Raw genomic sequence first — 22,902 nt, 5'->3', positions numbered from 1 at the left:
GGGGCTGATGGAATTCGACGTCGAAATCGTGCTCCGCGAGACGAACAACGCGGTCACCGAGCGGATCGCCCACGGCACCGAGCCCCGCGCCTGGGGCGAGCTGGACGTCGAAACGGTCCTGAAGCAGATCCTCCTGGCGATCGATCGCGTCAAGAATCCCACCGACGGCGCCCGCCACGTCGCCTTGCGCGGCTTCAGCTGGATCGTCGAGCCGCTCGGCTCGGCCGGCCACGAGGTAGTGATCGCCATCGAGATCCCGATGGGGGCGGCGGTCGCCGGTCCGTTCGAGATCGATCAGGAGCGCCTCGATCGGATGATCCGCCGGGTCATCGCCGCCGCCGCGCCCCCTGGGTCCACCGTTCACTAGCGAGCCAGATCCGTGGCGGCGATGACAAAGTCGTCGTCTCATTCGCGCGCGCCGGCGCGATTTCGTTCGGAAATCCGCCCATTTCCCCCGGCACTGCAATTGCCCTCCGCGGGAACGGAATGAAACTGCCGTTCCGCGTTCTGGTCCTGGACGACGACGAGCATGCCCTGACCGGCATGGGGGAGCTGGTGCGCTCGGCGGGCCACGACGTCACCGAGGCCGCCACCTACGACGCCGCGAAGCAGTTGCTCGCGGTCGGCCCGTACGACCTGCTGATTTCGGACGTCCGCCTGCGCTCGTTCAACGGCCTGCACCTGGTGATGCAGACGCGCGTCGACTACCCCGACATGGCGGTCATCATCGTCACCGGCTACGAGAACCCGCTGATCGATCTCGAGGCGCATCGCTACCACGCCGAACTGGTGCGCAAGCCGATCAAGCCGGCGGAGTTCGTCGCGCTCGTCAACGAAGTGCTCTCGGGCGTGCGGCGCCAGCGCCGCTGGCCGCGCAAGCGCGTGCAGGGCGGCTTCCGCGTGTTCGTCAAGGGACGGCCCGCCGCCGTGGTGGACGTGTCGTACGGGGGCCTGCGGCTGGAAATGGCGGAATCGGTGCCGCTGCCCGATCGCTTCGACGTCGAGGTCACCGGCATCGGCCTGCAGCTCGAAGTGCAGCCGGTGTGGTCGCACCCGCAGGACGCCAACGGCACGCTCATCGGCGCGACCCTGGCGGCGGAGCACTCCGCCTCCGCGCAGACCTGGCGCGCCATCGTCGATCGCCTGAGCGCGTAGGCGATCTGGTAAGTTAGCGGCGTGCTCCGCCGCGCCGCCGCTGTCCTCCTCCTCTCCCTGACTGCCTCGCTGTTCGCCTCGCAGCCGCCGGCATTCCCGCTGGAGGAAGTCAGCGCCGCGCAGTTGCAGGAGTGGATGGCGTCCGGCCGTTACACGGCGCGCCAGATCGCCGAACTGTACTTGCGGCGGATCGAGGAAATCGATCGACAGGGCCCGGCGCTGCGCGCGGTGATCGAGGTCAACCCCGAGGCCCTGACGATCGCCGAGTCGCTCGACGCGGAGCGCCGCACCAAGGGGGCGCGCGGGCCGCTCCACGGCATTCCCGTGCTGATCAAGGACAACATCGACACGGCCGATCGGATGCTGACGACCGCGGGGTCGCTCGCGCTGGAGGGATCGCGTCCGGCGAAGGATGCGTTCATCGTCGAGCGGCTGCGCGCCGCCGGCGCCGTCATTCTCGGCAAGACCAATCTCAGCGAGTGGGCGAACTTCCGTTCGACCAAGTCGACCAGCGGATGGAGCGCGCGCGGCGGTCAGGTGAAGAACCCCTACGTGCTCGACCGGAATCCCTGCGGCTCCAGTTCCGGCACGGGCGCGGCGATTGCCGCGAACCTGGGTGCGCTCGGGGTCGGCACGGAGACGGATGGATCGATCGTCTGCCCGTCGGGCGCCAACGCCCTGGTCGGGATCAAGCCGACGCTGGGTCTGGTGAGCCGGGCGGGCATCGTCCCGATCGCCCACAGCCAGGACACCGCGGGACCGATGACCCGCACCGTCGCCGACGCGGCGCTGCTGCTCGGCGCCATCGCGGGGGAGGATCCGCGGGACGCGGCGACGCGCGGCAGCCGTCCGCACGCGGCTCGCGACTACACGCGCCACCTCGACGCCGCCGCGCTGAAAGGGGCGCGCATCGGCGTCGCGCGCAAGCAATACTTCGGCTACAGCCCGGCCGCCGACCGGCTCGTCGATCGGGCGATCGCGGACATGAAGGCGCAGGGGGCCGTGATCGTGGACCCGGCGGACATTCCCACCGCGGCGAAGATGGACGGCTGCGAGATCGAGGTCCTGCTCCACGAATTCAAGGCCGACCTGAACGCGTATCTCGCCGCGCGCGGGCCGGCATCGCGCGTCCGTTCACTGCAGGATCTCATCGCGTTCAACGAGAAGGAGCGCGAGCGCGAGATGCCGTTCTTCGGACAGGAGCTGTTCGTCTCGGCGCAGAAGAAAGGGCCGTTGACGGCGCCGCGATACCGTACGGCGCGCGCGCAGTGCCGCAGCCTCGCGCGCGAGCAGGGCATCGACCTCGTCCTGCGGCGCCATCGCCTCGACGCGATCGTCGCGCCGACCGGCAGCCCCGCGTGGACCACCGATCCGGTCAACGGCGATCATTTCCTCGGCGCGAGCTCGACACCGGCGGCGGTGGCGGGCTACCCGAGCATCACCGTCCCTGCGGGACAGGCGCACGGTCTTCCCGTCGGCCTCTCGTTCATCGGCACCGCCTGGTCGGAGCCGAAGCTGATCGCCCTGGCCTACGCCTACGAGCAGGCCACGAAGCATCGTCGCCCGCCCGCCTTCCGGCCGTCGCTGGATCGCTAGTCGTCGCGGAGCGCGATCATCGGATCGGCCTGCGTGGCGCGGCGCGCCGGCAGCGCGCAGGCGGCGAGCGCGACCGCGATCTCGATCGCCGTTGCCGCCGCGAAGCTGGCCGGATCGGCGGGCGTGACGCCGAGAAGCATCCGTGCCGTGAGGCGCCCGGAGAGCGCGGCGAGCAGCAGCCCCAGCGCGGCGCCCGGAACGGCGAGCCGCGCCCCTTCCAGCATCACCTGCCGGATGACGTCCACCGGACGCGCGCCGAGCGCGACGCGAATGCCGAACTCGCGCGTCCGCTGCCGCACGGTGAAATACGTCACCCCGAACAGCCCGACGGTCGCGAGCAGCAGCGCGAGCGTGCCGCAGATCACCAGGAAGGCCGCCGCCGTGCGGCGCGGCCACATCTGCAGCTCGAGTTTCTGGTTCATCGGCGCCAGCGACGCGAAGGGCATCAGCGGGGCGAGTGAATGCACCGTTTCGCGTACGGCCGCCATTGCGGCCGCTTCCGATCCGGTGGTGCGGACGAGCACCGAGAAACCGCCGAAGTCCGCGGCCGCCATCGGACGGTAGAACAGCGGCTGCGCCGCACCTCCGACGTAGCCCGGCGCCACGTCGCCGGCCACGCCGACGACCTGGGCAGACGCGCGCTCGGCTCCGATCTTCACTTCCTGCCCGAGCGGGGATTCACCGGGCCACAGCCGGCGCGCCAGCGTCTCGTTCACGACGACCGCGTCGCGCTTCTCCAGATCGCCGGCGGTGAACTCGCGGCCGGCGCGCAGCGGCAGGCCGAGCGCCGCGAAGTGGCGCGGTCCGACCGCGTAGAAGACGGTCGGCTTGCAGGCAGTGACGGCGCAGTCCAGCGTGCGGCTCGACACCACCGCGGCGCGGGGCCAGCCGACGGCGAACGGCGCACGATCCGCGAGCGCGACCGTCGTGCCGGGGATCGCCGTGAGCCGCGTCTCGAGGTCGCGCGCGAACGCGGCCGCGCGCGCCCCTTCGAAGCCGTGCATGGACGGGTTCAGCTCGGCGACGACGAGCTGATTGGCCTGGAAGCCGAGATCGATCGCGGCCGCGTTCCAGAAGCTGCGGACGAACAGGATCGACGTGGCGAGAAACAGCGTGGAGCCGGCGATCTGCGCGGTGACGAACGCGCCGCGCGCGCGCGATCGCCGTCCGTCGCCGAAGGTGCCGAGCCGCATCGATCCGGCCAGGCTCCGGCGCGTCGCCTGCAGCGCCGGCAGCAGTCCCGGCAGAACGCCGGCGACCAGCACCATCACGCCGGTGAAGGCGATCAGCCGCCGATCGACGACGAGATTCAGCCGCTGCGGAATCGGCGCCGGCAGGCTGAAGGCGTCGAGCAGGCGTCCGCTCCACGCGGCGAGCACCAGCGCCGCCCCGCCGCTGAGGGCGGCGAGCACCAGCCCTTCTGTGATCAACTGGCGGACGATGCGGCCGCGACCGGCGCCGAGCGCGGAACGAATGGCGATCTCGCGCTGCCGCTCCGCGGCGCGGGCGAGCAGCAGCGCCGCGACGTTGAAGCAGGCAATCACCAGCACGATGCCGACGATCGACATCGCGATCCAGACGAACGGCGCCAGGCCGCGCACCTCGGGATGGCCGTCGCGCATCGGGAAGTATCCCAGCCTGCGCTCCCGTGTGTCTTTGGCATCGGCGGCGGGCGGAAGCTGCGCCGAGAGCGCTGCCAGGTCGGCCTGCGCCTGCGGCGTCCCGGCCCCGTCCGCGAGCCGCGCGAAGGCGCCGAGCCAGCGTTCCTCGTGGTTCAGCATCCGCGCGGGCAGCGCGAAGGCCGATGCCTTCTCAAGCGGCAGCCAGATATCCGGCGCGTACAACCCGCCCGGCCCCTGGAATCCGTCTGGCAGGACGCCGATCACGTTCACCGTCCGGTTGGCGATCACGATCGTGCGCCCGGCAATCGAGCCGCCCTCGAGACGCGCGCGCCAGAACTGATGGCTGACCACCGCGACCAGTTCCGTGCCGGCGGCGTCGGACGCGTCGATCAGCCGCCCGACGGCGGCGCGCGTGCCGAGCGCACGGAAGTAGTCGTCGGACACCATCAGCGTCCAGATCTGCTCCGCGCCCCCGTCGACCGACATCGCCAGCGGTATCCGCCCCTGTCCCGAGAACGCGTCGAAGACCCGGGCGTTCCGCTTGATCTCCGCCAGTTCGGCGTAGGAGAGCTGCCCGTAGGGATTCCCGGGTGAGGCGAGCATGATCCAGCCGAGACGGTCCACCCCCTTGAACACGAACGGGTGGAAGAGGAGCGCGTTGACGGCGGTAAAAGCGACGGCGTTCACACCGATGCCGACGGCGAGGGTGAGCACGGCGAGAGCGGAGAAGCCGGGCCGCCGGGCGATGTTGCGCAGAGCGTAGCGAAGATCGGCGAGGACGGCGTCCATCTGAGAGCTAGACGGAAGAGCGAGGGGCGAGGTTCGAGCTGCTACCGGTGACCGGTGACCGGTCACCGGTAACCGGTAACCGGTTCTGTCAGAATCAGAGTGAGCCGGGGTGGCGGAACTGGCAGACGCATCGGACTTAAAATCCGAAGGGCCCAAAAGGCCCGTGTGGGTTCGATTCCCACCCCCGGCAGTTAGAACCAACCACTTACCGCCGTTCGTCCTTCGGCGCGGTCGGCTCGAAACGGCCGGACTTTAACCTACCTTAACCGTCCGTCCCGGTGCGCTTCGGGAACTGGCGGACCTTCCCGCGTTGACGCTTCGGCTCGACTGCGGCCGGTCGATCGGTGAGCTTGGCGAGTCCCGCCTCGATGTCGCGCTCGGTGACGATGTCGTAGCGGTCGAACACGCTGCGCGTCTTATGCCCGGTGATCTGCATCGCGGTCTTTTCGGGCACGCCACGACGCACGAGATTGCGCACGGCCGTGCGGCGGAAGTCGTGGAGCAGCTTGCCGGGATATCCGGCCGTTTCCGTCGCCGTCTCCCAAACGCCTCGGAAGTCCTTTACCCGCTCCCCGTCACGCTCGACCACGAACGGCGAGACAATCTCAGCCGCCTTCAACTGCTCGTGTGCCTGCCACGCCGTATCAATCACCGTGACCAACTCCGGCAACTTGCCGTAAGGGAGCACGCGTCCCTTCTTGTTCTTCGTCGTGCCGCGATTGAGTCGGATCACCTTTGCCTCGCGGTCTACCTGCGACGATTGCATGGTCAGAGTCTCTGATTTGACGCGCATCGCGGTGAAGTAGGCGAGGGTGACGACGCCTCGAAGGTGGGCCGGCAGCGCCTCGCGCACGGCTTCAAACTCCGCTTGCTCAAGGAATCCGGTCCGGACGTTATCCTCCGCGAGCATCGACACGTGCGGCTTCGCGGTCAACGTGCCACCCTTCACCGCGAGCGAGAAACGCGCGGCGGATGATCGCCAGTTCGCGATTCACGCTAGCCGGAGCCGCGCCCTGTTCGAGCCGATGAAGCGTGTACGCGTGGACGGTATCGGTCGCAATCGTGACCATTCGCGTCTCCGGCTTCCAGCCATCCCATCCGCCAAGAGGTGCCTCTTGATCCGGATCACCGTCGAATTGAGCGACCGCTTACCGTTGATCTTGTACCCAAGGACGAGCACGACGTTGAGAACGGCGCGACGGCAAAGAAAATCCTGACGTTCTTGTGGCTGAAGCGTGACGCGTGGTAGGCGACTGACGAAGTTGCCAAGGGCGCCAAGCTGCAACGCTAGGCCGTCGGTCACAGCCTCGAACAGCTGCACAGCGAACGGTTGGTGCGCTACTGCACCGGCGGTGACGCGAAGGCGATGGGCCGGAGCGTGAACGCGAAGTTCTGGGCGGCGGGCGGCGATGAGCCAGTGCCGCCGACGGTGCGCGAGTTTGGCGCGCCGGGGATGCAGTGATGACGGAGAGGACGCGAGAGGCCGCGAACCGTTCCCCCCTTAAGGGGCGGAAGGTTGCGGCCGTCCCTTCGGAATAGTTGGGGAAGGGCGGAAGGGTCGTGCCTCCTTCCGTCGTCTACCGGCTCTTCCCAGCGGTTCCGCATGCCTTGAGCGCCTTCAGAGTGTCCACCGACCAGCGCACCATCAAGTCCCGGCCGTTGACGAGATGCGCCTTGATCCGACCGGTCGGCGTGTCAACGACGATGTCATGGACTACCGGATGAATGACGATTGTGTTTGGATCCGGAATGTCGATGCGTGCTCTCGACAGAGCCTTCACGCGAGGGCGCAGGGCCGGGCAGCTCTCTTCGGTGAATGTCTGCCGATTGACCACGACACGAGGGACAAGGGTTTCGAAGGCAGCCGTTCGATCCGCCATGTGCAACTTCAGCAGCTGATCTTGAATGGATCCGGCCGAGGGCAGGGTCAGCGTTGCAGTCAACCGGTCGCCGCGAGCCCCGGGGTCACGAATGACCGCGATGGTGAAGTGCGATTCCGGTACGCTCTGATACAGGTCGCGGTAGCTTCGGTATGCCACGATCTCCCCGGCATCAAGCCGCAACGGCAGCACCATCTCGAACGCCTTGTTGCGATGATCACTGAGCCAAGTCCAATCCTCGTTCGTCGGGGCGGCGACTTGGCTCCAGGGCATTATCAACGCCAGTATCAGGCTTCTTGCCAAAGTAGGTCTCCCTCACAGAACGCTTTTGGAGCCTACCACCGCCGCGCGCCGCCGACACTGGCCACCCGATGTCCACTCCACCAACCGTCGAACATCCGTGCGCGAGGCGCACGGGATTCTCACTGGCCTGGCCAACTTGAACTCCGGAGGGCCAACGGCCCGTGCCCACCCCCGGCACCAGCCTTCGCTCGCGTTGCCGCGCGAGCGAGGTTCGGCTGGCAGCCGTGCCGAAACTCCGGCGCGGGAACAGTCGGCGTTTCCCTTCTCCCCAACTCCGCCTGCCGTCCCGTCGTCAGAATGGGGAACGACATGGAGGTGTGGAGATGCGCACGTGGCTTCCGCTATTGGTTCTCGTCGGGATCGTGTTGAGCGTGGTGGCGTCGTCCCGGGCGTCCGCACAGGCGCAGAGCCCGCACGCCGGAATCACGGTCGGTGAGACGATCAGCGTGGCGTTCGAGGCGAACGGGGGCGGCCGCGACTGCACGGTCATCGACGTGCGCGGGGATTTCATCGGATGTCAGGCCCCGTCACCGGGAGTCGGGCGCCCCGCGGTCGAGCATTGGTTCAACCTCAGGCTGGTGGTCGCGCGGATCGACAGGCGCGTAGAGAGGTAGAGCCGGCCCGGGAGCGCGAACGCCCTCCTATCGAAGAGGCTGCGCCTGCAGGATGAGACCGTTGTGGTTGCTGATCAACGTGAAACCGCACGGGTCCGTCTTGTCGCGGATCGAAAACCAGTAGCCGGTCGCGGTCACGTCGAGCGTCAACTCCCACCCGGGCATCAACTCTGCGCCGGGCGCGAAGTTGAGCTTCTCGAGGAACGCGGCGGCGGCACCGGTCTGCGTGGCTGCGAAGGGTGACGAAGGCAGCTCACCCTGGCTCAGGTATTTCTTCGATGCACTCCCCGGCTGATTGGCTTCGAGGTTGTTGATCGTGCGCGCCGCCCGCACGCCCTCCTGACGCCTCGCCACCTGCTCGGGCGTCAGCGTGGCGCCGGGAACGCACTGCTGGGCGCCCGCCGCACTGACGTGCAGGACTGCCACTCCCAGCGTAAGAAGCGCGAGTCGTTTGATCATGCTCATCTCCCTCTAGTGGTGGTCGGGCGGGTAGACGGTCCAGGTACTCAGCCATTCGGGATCGACGACTTCTTCCCCCGTCGAGCGCAGCCGGTAGGTGCCGGGATCGGCGAGGCGGAAGGCTTCACGATCAAGCGGGACCCAGTGCTCCTCGCCGGCTGAATCGACGATCACGACGCCCTCGGTGGCGTTCGCCCGCAGCACCGTGCCGTGGAACTGCTCCTGCCGGACGACGTTGCCGCCGTGATCGACGTGGGTCACGCCGACCAGCAGGTGCGTTCCCACGAGTTCTGCCGCGAATTCCTCATCCGACGAGTCGCCCATGGTGTTCTCCATCGGGATGGGTGATCGATGGATGGCATCTTCTCACCTTCGTACGCTTGTGGCACGATTGAAGTTTGCCGAGGCGGCTGGCGTGCGCTGCGCGGACAGCGCCACGCGAACAGCATCGCCGACACTGACATGAACTGCCCCAATTGCGGCGCCCCGATGGCCCTCCTCGCGACTCGCCCCTGCTGGCAGTGCGGGCATTGCAGCACCGTGGTCTGTCCCGAGCCCGCTGCCGACGGCCTGCGGATGACCAGCGAACCGGGGCACGAGTGTCCCATCTGCCGGCAGCATCTCCTGCGCGCCGTGATGGACGATCGCGAACACCTCGAGATCTGCGAGCGCTGCAAGGGCATCCTGATGCCGCTCCGCGCCTTTGCCGAGACGCTGACGGCCAAGCGCCGCGCGGCAGACACGCCGAGCGTGACCCCAAGCCCCGCCGACCGCCGCGAGCTCGATCGGCAGACCGCCTGCCCGCGCTGCGGCAACGCGATGATCACCGACTGGTATTACGGCCCCGGCAACATCGTGATCGACACCTGCCCGCCCTGCCACCTCGTCTGGCTCGACGCCGGCGAACTGCAACGCGCCATCGACGCACCAGGCCGGGACCGCCGGCGGTAGCCGGCCGCTCGCCGCCAGCCCCCGATCACCCGATCACCCGATCACCCGATCACCCGATCACCCGATCGCCCGATCACCCGATGGCCCGATGGCCCGATGGCCCGATGGCCCGATGGCCCGATGGCCCGATGGCCCGATGGCCCGATGGCCCGATGGCCCGATCCGCGCCATGATACGCTCTTGTGTTTTGCCGCAGACGATGGCCGAGTCGCCGACATCCGCAGAGCCGCTGCTCAGCATCCTCATCCCCGTCTACAACGAAGCCCGCACGCTCCGCACCATCATCCGGCGCGTACTGGCCAGCCCGGTGGCGCTGCCGATGGAGCTGGTCTGCGTGGACGACGGCAGCCGCGACCGCTCGGCCGAGATCCTCGAGGGGCTGGCGGCGGCGGACCCGCGGATTCGCGTGTTCCGCCAGCCGCACAACATGGGCAAGGGGGCGGCGATCATCCGCGCGATCCGGGAGATGCGCGGGGACATCGGCCTCATCCAGGACGCCGACCTCGAATACGATCCGGCCGACTACCCGGCGCTCGTCGGGCCGATTCTCCAGGGGAAGGCCGACGCGGTGTTCGGCTCGCGGTTCGCGTCGGCGGGGCAGCGCAAGGTGCTGCTGTACTGGCACGGCGTCGCCAACCACTTCCTCACCTGGCTCACCAACATCCTCAACGACATCAACCTCACCGACATGGAGACCTGCTACAAGGCCGTCCGTGCCGACATCCTGAAGCAGACGCCCCTCTACAGCAACCGCTTCGGCATCGAGCCCGAGCTGACGACCAAGCTGGCGCAGTGGAACATCCGCCTCTACGAAGTTCCGATCAGCTATCACGGGCGCAGCGTGGCCGAGGGCAAGAAGATCGGCTGGAAGGACGCGGTGTCGGCGATCTGGACGCTGATCAAGTACCGCTTCGTCGACGATCGGTTCACCACGCACGACGGCTACTACGTGCTCCAGAGCATGCGGCGGGCGCGCGGGCTGAACCGCTGGATCCTGCAGCAGTTCCGCCACTACCTCGGCGGCCGGGTGCTCGAGGCCGGCTGTGGCATCGGCAACTTCACCGAGCTGCTGCTCGATCGCGAGCGGCTGGTGTGCGTCGACAACGACCCGCTCTACGTCGAGATGGCGAACTGGCGGCTCGGGCACCTGGAGAACGTGATCACGATCAAGGGGGATCTCTCGAATCCGGCGGTGTACGCCGAGCTCAAGCCGGAGCGGCTCGACACCATCGTCTGCCTCAACGTGCTCGAGCACATCGGGCCGGACGAACAGGTGCTGCGCGCCTACTACGATCTGCTCGAGCCCGGCGGCCACGCGATCATCCTCGTGCCGGCGCATCCGTCGTTGTACAGCGCCTGCGACGAGGCGCTGGGCCACGTGCGCCGCTACACCGAGCCGGAGCTGCGCGGCAAGATGCAGGCGGCGGGCTTCGAGCTGGTGAAGATGGACGAGTTCAACCGGATGGGGGTCCCCGGCTGGTGGATGAACAAGCAGCTGGGACGCCGCGATCTGAATCCGCGGCAGATGCGCTGGTTCGAGCGCCTGCTGCCGGTCGCCAAAGGGATGGAAGCGCTGCGCATCGGCCGCGGCCTCAGCCTGATCGGCGTCGGCCGCAAGCCGGCGTAGCGGCCGGGCGCCGCCGGGCGCCGATCACGAAGCGCGGTCTCGTCGCACACCGTGCTGCGCGCGTGGGAACGTCGCCGGGAGACCGCGGCGCGGATAGAATCACCGGATGGCGGATCGGAAATACCGCGCCGGCGATTCGATCGAAGATCTCTGCCGCGTCTGCAAGATCGATCGGATGCACACGGTCATCGTCACCGACACCGAAGGGCGCCCGCTGCGCGTCTCGTGCGGCTATTGCTCGAGCGAGCACAATTATCGCGGCGGTCCCTCCTTCGCTCGGGCCGAGAAGACGCCGGGCTCCGGAGGGCAGGCGCCGGTGGTTCGGCGTGAGACGAAGCCATCCCGCGACCCGTTCCCGCTGGTCAGCGATCGTGAAAGGACGGTTCCCCGCGTGAGCGCACAACAACCGGGCGACGTCGACATCGAGCTGCTGCTGCGGCGCATCATCCGCGAAGAGACGGGACTCACGCCGGTCGCGCCGGCGGAGAAGTGGCGGAACGGCCAGCTGATCCTGCGCCCCGGGACCGAGGGGCTCCAGGAGAAGAGCTGGCCGATCGAGACCTTCTTCCACAAGGTGGTGATGCTGCGCAACCGGCTGCGCACCCTGGAGCAGCAGATCAACGCCGCCGACCTGCCGGAAGACGCCAAGCTGAAGCTGCAGGGATACGTGACCGGCTGCTATGGCAGCCTCACCAGCTTCAACATCCTGTTCGCCGACGAGGACGATCACTTTCGCGGCAGCGGGACCGACTAGTCGCGCCGCCGCGACCGCGCGCCGCCGGGCCCGCGGCCGACGTGAGAGTCGAGACGAGGTTCGAGGGTCGAGGGTCGGCCGATCACGGATACAGCCAGCTCGTTTCCCAGCCGCCGCCGGCTTTCGTGTAGAGCAGCCGATCGTGCAGGCGGCCGGAACGGCCGTACCAGAACTCGATCCGCTCGGGGATGACGCGGATGCCGCCCCAGTAGGGCGGACGCGGGACGGATCCGTGGGCGAAGCGCTGCTCGACTTCTTCGAGGCGCGCATCCAGCATCTGGCGCCCTTCGAGCTGGGCGCTCTGCTGCGAGGCCCACGCTCCGAGCTGGCTTTCGCGCGGACGGTCGGCGAAGTAGGCGTCCGATTCGGCCGCGTCGATCAGCTCGATCGGGCCTTCGATGCGGATCTGCTCCTCCAGCGTCGGCCAGTACTGGCACAGCGACGCGCGCGGGTTCTCCTTCAGCTCGCGTCCTTTGCGGCTCTCGTAATTCGTGAAGAACACGAAGCCCCGCGCGTCCACGCCGCGCAGCAGGACGATGCGCACCGATGGCCGGCCGGCGGCGTCGGCCGTGGCCAGCGCGATGGGTGCGGTGTCGAGCCCTTCCACTCTCGCGCGCTCGGCGAGGCGCAAGTACAACGCGATCGGGTCAATCTCGGGCGCAGCGGTTGACATTTGCGCGATCTTCACACATTCCCGGCGGGCACGGAAGGTGCACTGGATCCTTGGTATTAAGGGGGTTGTTATGTTCCGCGCACTGCTGAGGCTGGTCGTCGTCCTCGTCCTGCTGGTCGCGGCCGGGGCATTCTTCCTCGGGTGGTGGGGAAGCAATCGCGCCGACGGGCCGCAGGTGTCCGGGCCTGCCGTCGGGACCACGGGACGCGTCGATACACAGAAGGCGAAAGAGGTCGGTGCGGAGGTCGGCGCCAAGACCGCGGAAGCCGCCAACCGCGCCGGCGCGATGCTCAACGAAGGGGCCCTGACGGCGAAAATCAAATCGAAGATGGCGCTGGACGATCTGGTGCGCGCCCGCAGCATCGACGTGACGACCTCGGGACAGGTGGTGACGTTGACGGGGACCGTGGCCTCCGAAGCCGAGCGGACGCGCGCGGTGCAGCTCGCGCGTGAGACCGCCGGGGTCGCGCAGGTGGTGGACCGCCTGACCGTCGTCCGGTAGTCCGGGCTCCGTTGATCCGGCAAACAGCCGCGAGCTTGTAGCAGATGCGATCGTGGCCGTTCTGGATCATCGTCATCGCCGTCGCCAGCGGCCCGTGGTTCGGCATCGCGCCCGAACCGCAGTGGTCGCGCGTCACGTGGATCCCGTTTCACGGGTTCGAGGACCGGCCGCGCGACATGCTGGTCAACGTCCTGCTGTTCGTGCCCTTCGGCTGGTCGTTCGCAAAGTCCCGGCCCGGGATGAGGGGCGTCCTCGGCGCCATCGCGGCGGCAGCCGCTGTCTCGATGGCGGTCGAGATCCCGCAGTTGTTCTTCAGACTGCGGGATCCCTCGGCGACGGACGTGCTGATGGCGCTGTGCGGCGCGGCGGCCGGCTCGCTCGCCGCGCAGTCCTTCTACCGGGGCGGCGCGGGGGACCCTGCACGCCGGAGCGAGACAGGCGACGGCCGCCGCCAGCAGGAGCAGCCCGGCAGCGGCTAGCGCTCCGGGCTGGGCGCCGAGCGCGAGACGGATCGCCAGCTCGCGGCGGCGATCGTCGACCACGCAGGCAGGCAGGTTGGCATAGGATGGACCGGTGGGACGCGACTCCGAGGACATCGACCGGCTGATCGCCGAACTGCACGCCTCGACGTCGGCGCCCAGGGGATCGGCGCTCGGCGATACCGCGCGGGTCGAGGGATGGCTGCGGCGGCTCGCGGACGCCGGGGGCAGCGACCTGCTGCTGGTCGCCGGCGCGCCGCCGTCGATCCGTGTCGACGGCCGCGTCCGCCCGCTCGCGGACGGCCCGATCGACGGCATCGACATCGAGGAAGCCGTGCTGCCGGCGCTGCCGCCGCACGCGCGCCGCATCTACCGGCAGTCGCAGATCGCCGACGGCTCGTTCCGCGTCCAGGGGCTGGGACGCTTCCGGATCAACCTGCATCGCGAGCGCGGCCGGGCGGCCGCCGCGCTGCGCGCGCTGCCCACCCGCGTCCCGCGGCTGTCCTCGCTCGGGCTGCCGTCGAGCGTCGAGCTGCTGACGCACCTGCCTCGCGGACTGGTGCTGATCGGCGGTCCCACGGGCTCGGGCAAGACGACCACGCTTGCCGCGCTGGTCGACGAGATCAGCCGCCGGGACGCGCGGCACATCGTCACCATCGAAGACCCGATCGAGTACGAGCACCAGCATCATGCCGGCGTCGTCGAGCAGGTCGAGATCGGCGTGGACGCGCCGGATTTCCCGACGGCGCTGCGCGCCTCGCTGCGGCAGGCGCCCGACATCATCGTCGTCGGCGAGATGCGGGATCCCGAGACGATGCGGATCGCGCTGGCGGCCGCCGAGACCGGCCACCTGGTGCTGTCGACCGTCCATACGACCGACGCCGCGTCGACGGTCGGACGGATCGCCGATTCGTTTCCCGACGAGCGGCAGAACACCATCCGGCAGGAGCTGTCGATGGCGCTGGCGGCGGTGATGGTGCAGACCCTGCTGCCGCGCACGGGCGGCGGCCTCGTGCCCGCGGCGGAGCTGCTGATGGTGAGCTACGGCGCGCGGCAGCACGTCCGCAAGAACGCGCTGCAGCATCTGCATCAGGAGATCACGATCACCCGCAAGCAGGGCTCGTTCACGTTCGAGGAGTCGCTGGCGCAACTGGTGCGCCAGGGCCTGATCGAGCGGCGCGAGGCGCTGGCGCGCGCGCCCCATGCCGAGGAACTCGAACAGTTGCTGGCGCGCGACATGGGTACAAAAGATGCTAGTCACGGGGCGTAGTGTTCGTCCGTCGTGACTTTTCAGGAGGCAGCTCATGCAGATGTTTCGTCGAATCCTCGCCACCACGCTCGCGGTGATGCTCTGCGCACCGGCGGCGTGGGCGCAGCAGACCCACGTCATCAACAAGTCGGCGCTCGACCAGGCGGTCCAGCAGCGCATCAGCCAGGATCAGGCGGACCGGGAAACGCTCCGCAGCTTCCTGAACGATCCGACCGTGAAGCAGGTGGCCGCGAAGGCGGGGCTGTCGACCGAGCGCGCCGAAGCGGCGCTGGCGACGCTGCAGGGGGATGACCTCCGCGCGGCGGCGAGCCAGGCGCGCGCGGTCAACCAGGACCTCGCGGGTGGTGCGACGGTCGTCATCACGACGACGACGATCATCATCATCCTGCTGATCATCCTGATCATCGTCGCCATCGACTAGTCCTTGCTGAAACGGGTCGTCATGGCCGTCGCGCTCTGCGCGGCGGCCGGTCCGTCCCCCGCGCTCGCGCAGCCTCCCTTACAGGTTCCCTACCTTCCGCAGACCGAAGCGCTCTGCGGCGGCGCCGCCGCCGCGATGGTGATGCGCTTCTGGGGCGCGCGCGACGTCTACGCGGACGCGTTCGCGCCGCTGGTGGACTGGTCGGCGGGCGGAATCCGCACGTCGGTGCTCGCGCGCGCGCTCGAGGAGCGCGGCTGGCGCCTGCTCGCGGGCGCCGGAGACCTGCCGCGCCTGCGCGCGGCGCTGACGCTCGGCCGCCCGGTCATCGCCTTGATCGAGGATCGCCCGGGACGCTATCACTACGTCGTGGTGGTGTCGGCGGCGGACGGAGGGCCGGTCGTCCACCACGATCCCGCGCGTGCGCCGTCGCGATCCTTGTCGGCGTCCGCATTCGACGCCCGCTGGAGCAAGGCGGACCGCTGGATGGCCGTCGTGCAGCCGCCGCCGCCGTCCGCTCCGGCGCCCGCGCCGGAGACTCCGCCCGCCTCTGACGCCAGGATCGATCCCCGCCTCACTCCCGCGTGCCAGTCGTCGATGACCGATGGGCTGACGAGCGCGGAGCGAGGGGACACGCGTGCGGCGCGTGCCGCGTTCGAAGCCGCGGCTGCGGCATGTCCCGGCGCCGCCGCGCCCTGGCGCGAGCTGGCGGGACTCGCGGCGCTCGCCAGGGACTGGGACGGCGCGGCCCGCTTCGCGCGGCGTGCGACCGCCGCGGACCCCGGCGATCAGCACGCGTGGCGCGTGCTCGCGACCGCGGAGTACGTGCGCCACCGCGATCTCGACGCGCTCAGGGCGTGGAACGCGCTCGGCGAACCGCGGGTCGATCTCGTCGAGATCCAGGGGCTGGCGCACACGCGCTACATGGTGGTGGCGAGCGCGATCGGCGTCGAGCCGCGGGCGCTGCTGACGCCTGACGCGCTGCGGCTCGCGCAGAAGCGCGTGCGCGATCTGCCGGCCGTCTCGACGGCGCGCGTCACCTTTCATCCCGTCGAGAACGGCCGCGCGCAGGTGGACGCCACGGTGGTCGAGCGCGCTCGCGCGCCGCGTACCTATCCCGCGTGGATCGGGCTCGGACTCGGCGCGGTCGCCAACAGCGAGGCCGCGGCGGCGTTCTCCAACGTGAGCGGCGGCGGCGATGCGGTGGAGATCGCATGGCGATGGTGGGAGCACCGTCCCCGCGTCGGCGCGTCCTACTCGGCGCCCGGTCCGGGAGGCGTCTGGACGATCGACGCGTTTCGCGAGACGCAAACGTTCGCGTCGGCGACGCGGTTCGAGGAGACGCGGACGAGCGTCGGCGCGGGCGTCGGCAACTGGCTGACGCCGCGGTTCAGGGTCGCGGGCGGCGCGGCGATCGATCGTTGGAGGGGCGCCGGCCGCGCCGCCTCGGCATCCGCGCGCGTGCAACTCTGGCCGGTGCTCGATCGGCTGCGCGTCGAGGCGGGCATCCGCGGCTGGCGCGGATCGCCGGAACGCTTCGCCACCGCCGACGCGCGCGCAGTCTGGCGATCGAACGCCGCGACGTCCGGGACGCTGTGGATGGCGGGCGGCGGCTATCAATTCGCGAGCGCGTCGGCGCCTGCCTCGCTCTGGCCCGGCGCCGACACGGGGCACGCGCGCGACGTGCTGCTGCGCGCGCACCCGCTGCTCGACGACGGCGTGGTGAACGGCCGCGTGTTCGGCCGCCGGATCGCGTTCGCCTCCGCGGAAGTGCAGCGGTGGGTGGAGCCGAAGGGACAGCGGCTGCTGCGGATCGCGCCGGCGGTGTTCATCGATCTCGCGCGCGCGGCGCGCGGCCTGCCGGCGTCCGACACGCGCCTCCATGCCGACGCCGGCGCCGGTCTCCGGATCGCCCTGCTCGGCTTCGGCGTGCTGCGCGCGGACGTCGCGCGCGGCCTTCGTGACGGCCGGACCGCGTTCTCAGTGGGGTGGCAGCGGTGACCGGCTGCAGCGTCGACCCAAAAACACAGAGGCTGCAGTCGTGACGCACAGAGGGCGCAAGGTTCACGAAGTCCTGCACCTCGACGCCGGCGCGGTTCGCGTGCTGCCCGCAAGCCGCTCGTCGCGCCGCAAGTTGGCCTGCGGCAGCCGCCGCCGCTAGTACCAGCGCTTCGCCCAGACGATCGAGACCGCGGCCTGGTGCTCCCAGTCCGGTCCCGTGTAGGGACGTTCCTGAATGTAGCCGCCGCGGATCGTCCACTCCGTCGTCAACCGGTAGCCGGCGGTGACCTCCAGCGTCGTGCGGTGTGCCACGAGGCCGGAGACGAAGAAGGGCGGCGACTGCGTGCGGACGATGCGGCCGGCGCCGAACAGCCTCGGCGTGATCGTCTGCACGGCCTGCGCATAGAACGACCGTGACGTGAACGTCGCCGTTCCCGCGCGGAATCGATCCTGCACCCACTCGCCGCTGAGACGGGTCTGGTTGAAGGCGTACTCTCCTTCGAGGTTGACCACCGTCGCCGTGCCGCGCGGGGCGGCGGCGGTCGCGCGGCGGTAGCCGCCGTGCGCGAACCCTGCCCCGACGCGGACGCCGGGGAGCGGCGAGACGCCGCCGCCGAGAATCGCCTGCGGCATCGCCGGCGGCTGGTCCGTCCTGCCCGGGGCGCGCGGCCGCGCCGGCGTCGCGTCGGTCACGCCGCCGCGCAGGTCCCACCGCGCGCCGGACGCGCTGACCATGGCGCCGATCGGATAGCCCGCGGTGATCGCATTCAGCCGCTCGAACGCGGCCTCGAAGCGCGGCAGCGCGGCCACGTAATAGAACACCGGCGCGATCGTCGGATTGATGTCGGCGCGCATCTGCAGGGTATTCAGGCCGAGCGGCGACGTGATGATGCCCGCGTCGAACCGCAGCGGCACGCGAGTGCGGGTCTGATACCGAAGCTGCAGCTGATACCACTGCGTCGACCACGTCGCGTCCGGACGGCGCCACGCCCACGGCCGGATCACGATCGTCGCGCCCCGCCCGAGGTCGATGCGGCCGGTCGCGTCGAAGACGACGCCCGGACGATCGTTGCCCGACAGCATGGACGCCGAGACGACGGTCTCGGCCGAGACCCGCGCGCCCGTCGCCTCCTGCGCCGCCGCAGTCCCGCCCGCAAGCAGGAGAGCGGCGACCGGGAAGGACACGTAGCGGAGCGTCGTCATGCGCGTGGGAAGGTGACCAGGGTCGAGCGCGGCGCGTGGGCGTGAGCCACGTCGTGCCGTTCCTGCTCGAGGCGCAGCGTCGGCGCGACCGCGGCCAGCGCCTGCACGACGTCGGCGTCGAACTGCGATCCGGCGTGCCGCCAGAGCTCCTGCAGCGCTTCGGCGGCGCTGCGCGCGGGACGATACGCGCGCGCGCTCGTCATCGCGTCGAAGGCATCGACGACGTGGACGATCCGCGCCAGGACCGGGATCTCGTCGGCGAGGCGGCCGTAGGGGTAGCCCTTGCCGTCGGGCCGCTCGTGGTGCAGCTCGACGATCGGCAGGTGCCGCGCCAGGAACGCGACCGACCGCAGGATGCGCGCTCCGGTGACGGGATGCTGCTTGATCGCCTCGTACTCGACCGCCGTCAACGGTCCCGCCTTGCGCAGCACGTCGTCGCTGATGCCGATCTTGCCGATGTCGTGCAGCAGCGCGCCGAGGCGGAGGGTGTCGAGGTCGTCTTCGCCCAGCCCCATGTGATGGCCGACCGTCACGGAGATCGTGCTGACACGCTCGGAGTGCCCCGCCGTGTACGGATCGCGCGCGTCGAGCGCCAGCGCGAGCGCCCGTATGGCGCCGACGTACGTGCTGCGGGTCTCCTCCTCGGCGGCGGCGACGGTCGACATGAGCGAGTTGAACGTGTCGGTCAGGGCATCGACTTCGACGCTCGATCCGGTGCGCGCCACCGGACGGTCGAAGTCGCGCGACGAGGCGAGCGCCGTCAGCGATCGCGACAGCGTGTCGATGGGCCGCGCCAGCGTGCGCGCGAGCCACATGCTGGCAATCGCCGCCAGCGCCAGCGAGCACAAGGCGATGATGCCGAGCGCGCGCACCGTCGTGCCGAGGATCGCACGCGCCGAGGCTTCAATCGAGTCCATCGTGTAGACGGCGAGATCGCCATGCCGCAGCAGCGTGCGGACCGCGTACTGCTCGCCGTCGAGATCCACGATGTCGGCGTCGGGCATCGCGGCAAGCACCGGCGGCGTCAGCGCCCGGGTGGCGCGCGGCGGCAGCGTGCTCGCCACGACCGCGCCGTTCGCCGCGATCAGGGTGCCGGTCCCGGAGAGCGAGGTGATCTGCGCCGCATAGTCGCCGTCCAGCGCGCTCCCGAGCTGGAGGTAGCCGACGAGCGTCTGCTGCACGACGAAGGGCGCCGCGGCGACGCGGAAGATTCCGCCGGGCGTGGTGACGAACTCCGCCGCGGCGCTGTTGGGCAGTTCCCGCGGCCAGTCCGCCCGCCGGCGGCCCGACGCGGCGATCACCAGGCCGGCCGGGTCGGTGACGGCGATGATGTCGGGCCGGATCCGCGACGCCAGCTCCTCGAGCTCGCGGCTGACGGTGACGAGCAGCTGCGTGCGCCCGTCGCCGTCCGCCATGCGGGCTTCCGAGTGGTAGGTGTCCATCGCCGCCTTGACGGTAGGGGACTCCGCCAGCATCTGCGCCTGCGACTGCATCTCCGCCAGGCGCCGCTGCTCGAGCGTCCGCAGCACCCCCTGCTGCGTCGACAGGTGCTCGATCACCGTGGTCCGCATCCGCTCGCGGACGGTGAGCGTCACGACCAGCAGCACCGCGCCGAGAATGAAGACGACGGTCGCAAACGTCGTCGCCATCGTCCGGACCACGAAGCGCGGAGTGCGCGGCGCCATCATCTGGAGGCTATCGGCAGCGCGAAGTGAATTTCCGAGGGGCGCCCCGGCTCGATGCGGACCGGCTGCGTGTTTTCTCCGATCCGCTCGTGCCAGGCGCTGACCTTGTAGGTCCCGGGCGGCACGTCGTCGATCGAAAACGTCCCGTCGGCGCGGGGGATGGTGAAGTAGGGGTGGTCGAACACCATGATGCTCGCCGACATGTGCGAGTGGATATGGCAGTAGACCTTGATGAGGCCCGCGCGGCGGAACTGCTGCGACTTGGTCTGGCCGCGGGGATACGACCCGAGGTCGAACGTTCCGGCGCGAGACAGCGAGAAGACGTCGTGAAAGAAGGGGTCCGCGTTGGGGAAATCGACCGTGGATCCGCGGGTGATGGCGACCACGCGCGGGACGAAGGTCTCGTTCTCCTGAACGATCCGCGCCCGCGTCGGCTGAAGAGCCGCCGGCTTCGGGGCATCGTCCAGGAACACGATGACGTTGGTCAGCTCGGAGGCCGTCTCAGCCGGTCCTTTCTCCACCCGCCGCGCGCCGTACGCGGCGGACGGCGGCGCCTTCGTGACCGGAACCGTAATCGTGACGCGGCCTTGCAGCCGGCCGGTCTGCGGCTCGGAGCCCCGGGACGGGGCCATGCCGAGGCAGACCGCGGCGGCGACAGCAGCTGCCAGAGGATACCCACCGCGCGGTTTCGACACGTGGCAGGTAGTATGAACCCTCTGGCAGAGCTCCGGCAAACGTCACCCGTCCGGACCCTTCCCTCCGAGAATCGCGCCCCGCATCCGCTGGTAGAGGTAGGACGTCAGCAGCAGCAGAACGCCGAGGCCGATGAAGCTCAGGACCCTGTAGATCTGCTGCAGTCCGGCCAGATCCCCGAAAAACACTTTCAAAATCGTGATCCCGAACAGCGCGATCCCGAAGTAGCGGAACGGCGCATAGCGCCGGTAAAGACCCACGAGGATCAGCGCGGTCGCGTACCCGCCCCACGTCACGGATGTCATCAGTTCGCCGCGGAACGGGATGTGGCGGACGGCGAAGAACGCGCGAATCTCGTGGGTCAGCAGCGCAACGGTGACGAACTGCGCTACCAGGAGGCCGGCGCCGATGCCGGCGTCCCTGCCGCGGCGGTCGGCGTATCTCCAGTGCAGCCAGGCGGTGACGTAGCAGAGCGCGACGACGAACGCGGTGCTTGCCGCGCGAGGACTCAGGATGACCGCGTAGTTGGCCGGCGGCGGAGTGACGAGCAGTTCGAGCGCGCGAACCACGGCGATGCCGAGCAGCGCCGCGCCCGCCGCGCGCAGCCAGTCGCGCCGCTCCTGCAGACCGAGCGCGACGAGCGCCGCCCCCTCTGCGGCCCACGCCACGGTCACCGCCGGGCCGTCGTACTGCAGCGCCACGGCGACGGTCAGCAGCGAGAACGCCAGCCCGGCGAAATGGAGCGCGTGATCGCGCGATCTGCCGGGCAGCGATGCGGCGAGCACTCCCTGCCAGACGGCAAAGACGGCGGCCAGGGGACCGGTGACGGCGAGGTGCGTCTCTTCGAGCAGCAGGTACGCGGCGGCGAACATCACCAGCCCGTTGCCGTGCAGCCAGGCGATTTCAGCGGGACCGATCGGCCGGCTGCCGTCCATGATGCGGAGCTGCGCCGCGAGCGCGATGGTGTAGATCCCGGCGATCGCGGCGAGGCCAGGCGTCAGCCACTCGAGGCCGCCGTACGCCTGGGTCCATCCAAGGAGCGGAACCGCGACGGCGGTCCACACGGCAAGTCCGATCCAGGGAGCCCGGCGCACCGCGAGAACGGCGCCGGCGAGCATCACGCAAATCAACCAGACCAGGAACGGCACGGCGTGCCACGAGAGAACGACGAGCGAGGCGAGGTAGTACGCGGCGGGCGCCGTCCACAACAACAGCGCCGCGAACCGCGCCGCCGGCGCGTCCTCGCCTCTGCAGCGCAGCGCGATTGCGACGAACATGCCGCAGAAGAGCGTGAAGAACAGCTCGGTACGGACGTAATGCGCGTACGTGGACGGGTTGTAGAAGCGATCCGCCCACGCCGCGATCGTGATCAGCGTGAACAGGTAGCTGACGACGTGCAGGAACGGCCAGTCGCGGCGTCCGGCGAGGAAGACGGTGCCGGCGATCAGGATGGCGTCGTAGGTGAACAGCGCGACCTGCGCGTCGGTGTTGCCGGGCAGCAGGAACGGGGTGACAAAGCCGCCGCCGACGGCAAAGATCGCAAGCCCCTGTGACGCGTGCCGATCGGCGAGCCAGGCGCCGAGCGCGCTCACGGCGACGAGCATGACGAAGGCGGCCGGGCGATCGATCAACCGGTAATAGTTGAACGCGGCGTAGATCGACACGTACATCACCGCGACGCCGCCGCCCGTGATCATCTGTCCGTAGGTGCGGTACCCGCGGCGCACGAACCAGCCGCCGGCGGCGACCAGCAGCGCGCCGAACACGCCCCCCTGAATCACGCGCGCGGTCTCACTGATCCAGTTGTTGTCGATCGCGAGCTTCTCGAAGTAGGCGACGCCGATGACGATCGCGGCGATCCCCACGTTCAACAGCCAGCGCCCGCCGATGCGAGCCTCGAGGGAGTCCGGGGGCTCGGACTCGGGAAGCGCCGGCTCGTGCGCTGCCGGCTGTACGGGGACGGGCCGTACGGGGGCGGGGCGTACGGGGGGCGCCACCGGGTCGACACGCGGTGGCGGAGGGGGCACCCGCGCGACGGGTGCAGCCGCCCTTTCCTCTCTCGCTCCCCGCGCCTCTCCCTCGGCGCGCGCCTCGAGCCGTCCGATCCGCGCGCGCAACCCGTCCACCTCTCCGCGCAGCGCGCGGATCCGCAGGAACGAGATCACCGCGGCGATCAGCGGCGCGATCATCACCAGCGCGGCGATCAACAGCGCAATCAGGATTTCCAT

The 22,902-nt window shown here is 69.6% G+C and carries 22 protein-coding genes and 1 tRNA gene; 13 read left to right on the top strand and 10 right to left on the bottom strand.

Translation table 11 applies throughout. From position 1 onward, the window contains the following. Positions 1-7 precede the first annotated feature (7 nt). The 3 genes from VFK57_22880 to VFK57_22870 all read left to right on the top strand — a co-directional run bounded on the left by VFK57_22880 (position 8) and on the right by VFK57_22870 (position 2,751). Entirely contained in the window at positions 8-367 is a 360-nt protein-coding gene (locus tag VFK57_22880) for a hypothetical protein (protein ID HET7698578.1), read from the top strand. 119 nt (positions 368-486) lie between these two features. Next, entirely contained in the window at positions 487-1,155 is a 669-nt protein-coding gene (locus tag VFK57_22875; protein ID HET7698577.1) for a response regulator, read from the top strand. 21 nt (positions 1,156-1,176) lie between these two features. Then, a complete protein-coding gene (locus VFK57_22870) occupies positions 1,177-2,751 on the top strand; it encodes an amidase (protein ID HET7698576.1) in 1,575 nt (524 codons plus the stop codon). Here VFK57_22870 and VFK57_22865 read toward each other — a convergent pair. Then, complete coding sequence (locus VFK57_22865) at positions 2,748-5,162, bottom strand: ADOP family duplicated permease (protein HET7698575.1); 2,415 nt, start codon at positions 5,160-5,162, stop codon at positions 2,748-2,750. The genes VFK57_22870 and VFK57_22865 overlap by 4 nt on opposite strands. A 103-nt stretch (positions 5,163-5,265) precedes the next feature. Here VFK57_22865 and VFK57_22860 point away from each other — a divergent pair. Continuing rightward, positions 5,266-5,352, top strand: a tRNA-Leu gene (locus VFK57_22860). A gap of 72 nt (positions 5,353-5,424) precedes the next feature. Here VFK57_22860 and VFK57_22855 read toward each other — a convergent pair. Both VFK57_22855 and VFK57_22850 read right to left on the bottom strand, forming a co-directional pair. Then, positions 5,425-6,096, bottom strand: coding sequence for a site-specific integrase (locus VFK57_22855; GenBank protein ID HET7698574.1), 672 nt, complete (start codon positions 6,094-6,096; stop codon positions 5,425-5,427). A 643-nt stretch (positions 6,097-6,739) separates the two neighbouring features. Further along, positions 6,740-7,345 (bottom strand): hypothetical protein, encoded by a 606-nt coding sequence (locus VFK57_22850; protein HET7698573.1) that lies wholly within the window; start codon positions 7,343-7,345, stop codon positions 6,740-6,742. Positions 7,346-7,668: 323 nt separating this feature from the next. Between VFK57_22850 and VFK57_22845 the strand changes: the two genes are divergently transcribed. Then, entirely contained in the window at positions 7,669-7,959 is a 291-nt protein-coding gene (locus tag VFK57_22845; protein ID HET7698572.1) for a hypothetical protein, read from the top strand. Between the two features lie 27 nt (positions 7,960-7,986). Here VFK57_22845 and VFK57_22840 read toward each other — a convergent pair whose 3' ends face one another. Beyond that, a complete protein-coding gene (locus VFK57_22840; GenBank protein HET7698571.1) occupies positions 7,987-8,418 on the bottom strand; it encodes a hypothetical protein in 432 nt (143 codons plus the stop codon). Positions 8,419-8,430: 12 nt separating this feature from the next. After that, on the bottom strand, positions 8,431-8,754 hold the full coding sequence (locus tag VFK57_22835) for a hypothetical protein (GenBank protein HET7698570.1): 324 nt from the start codon (positions 8,752-8,754) through the stop codon (positions 8,431-8,433). A 15-nt stretch (positions 8,755-8,769) separates the two neighbouring features. Between VFK57_22835 and VFK57_22830 the strand changes: the two genes are divergently transcribed. From VFK57_22830 to VFK57_22820, 3 genes are all read left to right on the top strand, one after another. Beyond that, entirely contained in the window at positions 8,770-9,369 is a 600-nt protein-coding gene (locus tag VFK57_22830; GenBank protein HET7698569.1) for a zf-TFIIB domain-containing protein, read from the top strand. A gap of 187 nt (positions 9,370-9,556) precedes the next feature. Beyond that, entirely contained in the window at positions 9,557-10,996 is a 1,440-nt protein-coding gene (locus VFK57_22825) for a glycosyltransferase (GenBank protein HET7698568.1), read from the top strand. Positions 10,997-11,102: 106 nt separating this feature from the next. Beyond that, positions 11,103-11,750, top strand: a complete 648-nt coding sequence (locus tag VFK57_22820) for a hypothetical protein (GenBank protein ID HET7698567.1) — start codon at positions 11,103-11,105, stop codon at positions 11,748-11,750. Positions 11,751-11,832: 82 nt separating this feature from the next. Here the strand turns inward: VFK57_22820 and pdxH are convergent, their stop codons facing one another. Further along, a complete protein-coding gene (gene pdxH, locus VFK57_22815) occupies positions 11,833-12,423 on the bottom strand; it encodes a pyridoxamine 5'-phosphate oxidase (protein ID HET7698566.1) in 591 nt (196 codons plus the stop codon). 70 nt (positions 12,424-12,493) lie between these two features. Here pdxH and VFK57_22810 point away from each other — a divergent pair, with 70 nt between their 5' ends. The 5 genes from VFK57_22810 (at position 12,494) to VFK57_22790 (ending at position 17,093) form a co-directional block, all read left to right on the top strand. Further along, positions 12,494-12,925: a BON domain-containing protein gene (locus VFK57_22810; GenBank protein HET7698565.1), complete on the top strand. Its 432-nt coding sequence runs from the start codon at positions 12,494-12,496 to the stop codon at positions 12,923-12,925. 44 nt (positions 12,926-12,969) lie between these two features. Next, positions 12,970-13,404, top strand: coding sequence for a VanZ family protein (locus tag VFK57_22805; GenBank protein ID HET7698564.1), 435 nt, complete (start codon positions 12,970-12,972; stop codon positions 13,402-13,404). A 94-nt stretch (positions 13,405-13,498) separates the two neighbouring features. Then, positions 13,499-14,674: a PilT/PilU family type 4a pilus ATPase gene (locus VFK57_22800; GenBank protein HET7698563.1), complete on the top strand. Its 1,176-nt coding sequence runs from the start codon at positions 13,499-13,501 to the stop codon at positions 14,672-14,674. A 34-nt stretch (positions 14,675-14,708) separates the two neighbouring features. After that, positions 14,709-15,095: a PA2779 family protein gene (locus VFK57_22795; GenBank protein ID HET7698562.1), complete on the top strand. Its 387-nt coding sequence runs from the start codon at positions 14,709-14,711 to the stop codon at positions 15,093-15,095. A 3-nt stretch (positions 15,096-15,098) separates the two neighbouring features. After that, positions 15,099-17,093, top strand: a complete 1,995-nt coding sequence (locus VFK57_22790; protein HET7698561.1) for a C39 family peptidase — start codon at positions 15,099-15,101, stop codon at positions 17,091-17,093. Positions 17,094-17,249: 156 nt separating this feature from the next. On the opposite strand, the gene VFK57_22785 is transcribed toward VFK57_22790, so the two are convergent. From VFK57_22785 to VFK57_22770, 4 genes are all read right to left on the bottom strand, one after another. Next, positions 17,250-18,296: a hypothetical protein gene (locus VFK57_22785; protein ID HET7698560.1), complete on the bottom strand. Its 1,047-nt coding sequence runs from the start codon at positions 18,294-18,296 to the stop codon at positions 17,250-17,252. Further along, a complete protein-coding gene (locus tag VFK57_22780) occupies positions 18,293-19,981 on the bottom strand; it encodes an HD domain-containing phosphohydrolase (GenBank protein ID HET7698559.1) in 1,689 nt (562 codons plus the stop codon). The genes VFK57_22785 and VFK57_22780 overlap by 4 nt, the downstream gene beginning before the upstream one ends. After that, a complete protein-coding gene (locus VFK57_22775) occupies positions 19,981-20,613 on the bottom strand; it encodes a carboxypeptidase regulatory-like domain-containing protein (GenBank protein HET7698558.1) in 633 nt (210 codons plus the stop codon). Before VFK57_22775 ends, VFK57_22780 begins: the two co-directional genes overlap by 1 nt. Positions 20,614-20,718: 105 nt before the next feature. Further along, complete coding sequence (locus VFK57_22770; GenBank protein ID HET7698557.1) at positions 20,719-22,902, bottom strand: DUF2339 domain-containing protein; 2,184 nt, start codon at positions 22,900-22,902, stop codon at positions 20,719-20,721.

This window comes from Vicinamibacterales bacterium (assembly GCA_035699745.1).
GTDB lineage: Bacteria > Acidobacteriota > Vicinamibacteria > Vicinamibacterales > 2-12-FULL-66-21 > JAICSD01.
Note: the sequence above shows the minus strand (reverse complement) of the source record. Positions and strands in the feature narration are given on the sequence as shown.